Origin of the sequence: Streptomyces sp. ActVer, from assembly GCF_027270795.1 — a bacterium.
Classification (GTDB): Bacteria; Actinomycetota; Actinomycetes; order Streptomycetales; family Streptomycetaceae; genus Streptomyces; species Streptomyces umbrinus_A.
The window spans coordinates 1-3,882 of record NZ_JAPWHT010000671.1 but is presented as its reverse complement, the minus strand read 5'-3'; the positions used below and the strand labels follow the sequence as shown (position 1 = coordinate 3,882).

Sequence of the window (3,882 nt, the reverse complement as noted above, 5' to 3'; positions counted from 1 at the left end):
GGGAACTGCGCGGTCTTTTGGGGGTTCGGGGGCGGAGCCCCTGAGTCAGGTACGGGAATGGGTAGGGGCGGCGGGGGCGGGAGAAGCTATGCCGGGCGCAGCCACACCGTTGCCAAGGGTGGCAGCGTGAGGCGGACACTCGCCGCCCACCCCTGCTCCCCCTGAGCCTCGGCCTTGACGGGGCCGAGCCCCGTCACACCGCTGCCTCCGAAGGACATGGCATCGGTGTTCAGAACCTCCCCCCAGGCGGGCACGTCATCCGGAACCCCGAGCCGGTACTCGTGCCGGACAACCGGCGAGAAGTTGGACACGGCGAGCAACGGCGAGCCGTCCGCGTCGAACCGCAGGAACGCGAAGACGTTGTCCTCCGCCGCACCCCCCGCCACCCAGGCGAACCCGGAGGGATCGCAGTCCCGCTCCCAGAGCGCCCGCGTCACCCCGTACTGACGATTGAGCTCCCGGACGAGGTCCCGCACACCCTGGTGATCGGCGGCGGCCGCGTACGACGGGTCGAGGAGCCACCAGTCGGGCCCGTGCGCCTCGGACCACTCCGCGCCCTGCGCGAACTCCTGTCCCATGAAGAGGAGTTGCTTGCCGGGGTGCGCCCACATGAAGCCCAGATACGCCCGGTGCGTGGCCCGCTGCTGCCACCAGTCGCCCGGCATCTTGGACACCAACGACTGCTTGCCGTGGACGACTTCGTCGTGGGAGATCGGCAGGACGTAGTTCTCGCTGTACGCGTACACCATCGAGAACGTCATCTCGTTGTGGTGGTACTTGCGATGGACGGGCTCGTGGGCGATGTACTCGAGCGAGTCGTGCATCCAGCCCATGTTCCACTTCAGCCCGAACCCCAGACCACCGCTGTCGGTGGGGCGGGTCACCCCCTCCCAGGCGGTCGACTCCTCGGCGATGGTCATCACACCCGGCACCCGCCGGTACACCGTCGCGTTCGTCTCCTGGAGGAACGCGACCGCGGCGAGATCCTCGCGCCCGCCATGCACGTTGGGTGCCCACTGCCCGGGCTCGCGCGAGTAGTCGAGGTAGAGCATGGAAGCCACCGCGTCCACCCGCAGGCCGTCGACGTGGAACTCCTCGCACCAGTACACCGCGTTGGCGACCAGGAAGTTGCGTACCTCGGTGCGCCCGTAGTCGAACTCGTAGGTCCCCCAGTCGGGATGCTCGGCGCGGCGCGAGTCGCCCGGCTCGTACAGCGGCTCCCCGTCGAAGCGGGCCAGTGCCCAGTCGTCCTTCGGGAAGTGGGCGGCCACCCAGTCCATGATCACACCGATGCCGGCCCGGTGCAGCGCGTCGACGAGGTATTTGAAGTCGTCCGGCGTCCCGAGCCTGGAGGTCGGTGCGTAGAAGCCCGTTACCTGATAGCCCCACGAACCGCCGAAGGGGTGCTCCGCCACCGGCATCAGCTGAACATGCGTGAAGCCGAGGTCCTTGACGTACTCCGGGAGCTCGTCCGCCAGTTGACGGTACGTCATCCCCGGTCGCCAGGACGGCAGATGGATCTCGTAGACGGAGAACGGTGCCTCGTGCACGGCGATGTCCCCGCGGTGCGCCAGCCACTCCTGGTCGCCCCACTCGTGGTGGGACGCCGTCACGATCGACGCCGTCGCGGGCGGGACCTCGGTCCGGCGTGCCATCGGGTCGGCCTTGAGAAACCGATGGCCGTGCCGCGAGGTGATCTCGAACTTGTACCGCGCGCCCTCGCCGATGCCCGGCAGGAACAGTTCCCACACCCCGGACGAGCCCAGGGACCGCATCGGGAACGCGGTCCCGTCCCAGTGGCTGAAGTCCCCGGCCACCCGGACGCCCCGCGCGTTGGGTGCCCAGACGGTGAAGCGGGTGCCGGCCACGCCCTGGTGGGCCATCGGTTCGGCACCGAGCGCCTTCCACAGCTGTTCGTGCCGCCCCTCGCCGAACAGATGCAGATCGAACTCACCGAGCGAGGGCAGGAACCGGTAGGGATCCTGCACGGCCAGCTCGCTACCGCCCTCGTACCTGACCAGCAAGGTGTACTCGGGGATCGAATCGAGCGGCAGCACACCCGAGAAGAGACCGTCCCCCTCGCTGCTCAGCTCCATGCGTCGTCCGTCCGCCAACGCCACGGCCACGGCCGTGGCGAACGGCCGCAACGCGCGGAAGACGACCCCGTCCTGCACGGGATGGGCTCCCAGCAGCGTGTGAGGATCGTGGTGGGCGCCCGACAACAGACGCTCCCGATCCGTCACGTCCATGGGGAACGCCGGCGGCCGCACTGCGGGCCGGACGTCCTCGGTCACCGGAAGAGTCACGGCTGCGGTGATGTTGCGGGCCACGGGTCAGCCTCCTTGAGCGCTGTGGAAGGACGGGACCGGCTTCTGCGAACCAGAGCCGGAGGATGTGGGGGCGAGCTCGGCGAGGCGGGCGATCGCCGCCATCGGTACGGGCAGCCAGTCGGGCCGGTGCCGGGCCTCGTACAGCACCTCGTACACGGCCCGGTCCGTCTCGTACGCGCGCAGCAACTCCGGCTCGGCGCGCGGGTCCCAGCGTGCCTGGGCGGCATACCCCGCGCAGTACGCGTCCCGGCAGCGCCGCGCCCACTCCGGACGCCACGGGCGACGGCTGCGGGCGGCGTAGTCGAAGGAGCGGAGCATGCCCGCGACATCGCGTACGGGAGGCTGGGGGTGCCGTCGCTCGGCGATCGGGCGGGCCGGTTCGCCCTCGAAGTCGATGACGAACCACCGCTTCCCGGCCCGCAGCACCTGCCCGAGGTGGAGATCGCCGTGGATCCGCTGCACCGGACGGCCCGAGTCGAGGGCTGCGAGCGCGTCGAAGGCGCCCCGCAGTCCGTCCACGTACGGCTGGAGGTCCGGCACCGACCGGCTCGTGGCGTCCAGCCGCTCGTTCATCGAGGCGGCGAGCCGTCTGCTCCGGCGTCCGACCGGGGCGCCGAGGGCGAACGCGCCGGCCAGCGCCAGGTGCACCTCGGCCGTCGCCTGCCCCAGTTCGAACGCCTCGTCGGTGAAGTCCCTTCCCGCGGCCAGCGATTCGAGGGCCAGGGTCCACCCGTCGGCGGCATCGTGCAGAAAGGGCTGAAGCACGCCGAGCGTCGCTGCCTGCGGCTGCGAGGTCCGGAACCATGCCACCGGTGCGGGCACGCGGGTGCAGCCCTGCCGGGCCAGCGCCCAGGGCACCTCGAGATCCGGGTTGATACCGGGCTGGACGCGCCGGAAGATCTTCAGGATGTACGAATCCCCGTACACCAGGGAGGAGTTGGACTGCTCCGCGTCGAGGAGACGCGGGGTGAGACCGGCGGGGATCGTCACATGCGCCTCGCGCTCGAACCGCAGCGGGCCCACCGTGCCCGGAGTGCGCAGCCGCTCCAGGAGCAGGTCCGCCGACCGGGGCTCCTGAAGGGCGTCGTACACCATCATTCCGGCCAGCGGTCCCTCGCTCGCCCGGCCGATACGGGTGTGGGCCAGCCGTGGCGGCAGGACCTCCCGGACACCGAGAAGCAACTGGTAGCAGTCCCCGGGCAGATGAGCGGCGGTGTCGTGCCGCGTACTGACCAGGAGATGCAGGCATCCCGGATGCAGCTCGGTCGCCGACAGCAGCGCCAGCTCCGTGACCCGCCGGCCCTTGCCCGCGAACCAGCGCTGCTCCGGCAACCACGTCCGCAGCAGTCCAGCGAGAGACGTCAGCAGAAGAGCCGGACTGTGACTGCTGGGGCGGGGTGATACGACCTTGCGCATGGCGACCCGTCCTTTCAGGCGCACACCATCAATCGCTGTTTGGTGTGGGGAGCATCCGCGCGGAGTCGGAACCAGTAGAAGCCGTGTCCGGCGAGGGTGAGGAGGTAGGGGAGTTCGCCGATGGCGGGGAAGCGGA

At 70.1% G+C, this 3,882-nt stretch carries 2 protein-coding genes; both read right to left on the bottom strand.

All coding sequences use genetic code 11. From position 1 onward, the window contains the following. Positions 1-86 precede the first annotated feature (86 nt). Positions 87-2,249 carry a 1,4-alpha-glucan branching enzyme gene (gene glgB / locus O3Q52_RS50170; RefSeq protein ID WP_269655096.1) on the bottom strand — a complete coding sequence of 721 codons (2,163 nt, stop codon included), beginning with the start codon at positions 2,247-2,249 and terminating at the stop codon, positions 87-89. A gap of 84 nt (positions 2,250-2,333) precedes the next feature. Further along, positions 2,334-3,746: a maltokinase gene (locus O3Q52_RS50165; RefSeq protein WP_269655095.1), complete on the bottom strand. Its 1,413-nt coding sequence runs from the start codon at positions 3,744-3,746 to the stop codon at positions 2,334-2,336. Between the last annotated feature and the right edge of the window lie 136 nt (positions 3,747-3,882).

Coding starts and splice junctions, on each gene's coding strand:
- glgB (WP_269655096.1), bottom strand. CDS start 2,249: ATGGACGTGACGGATCGGGAGCGTCTGTTGTCGGGCGCCCACCACGAT.
- O3Q52_RS50165 (WP_269655095.1), bottom strand. CDS start 3,746: ATGCGCAAGGTCGTATCACCCCGCCCCAGCAGTCACAGTCCGGCTCTT.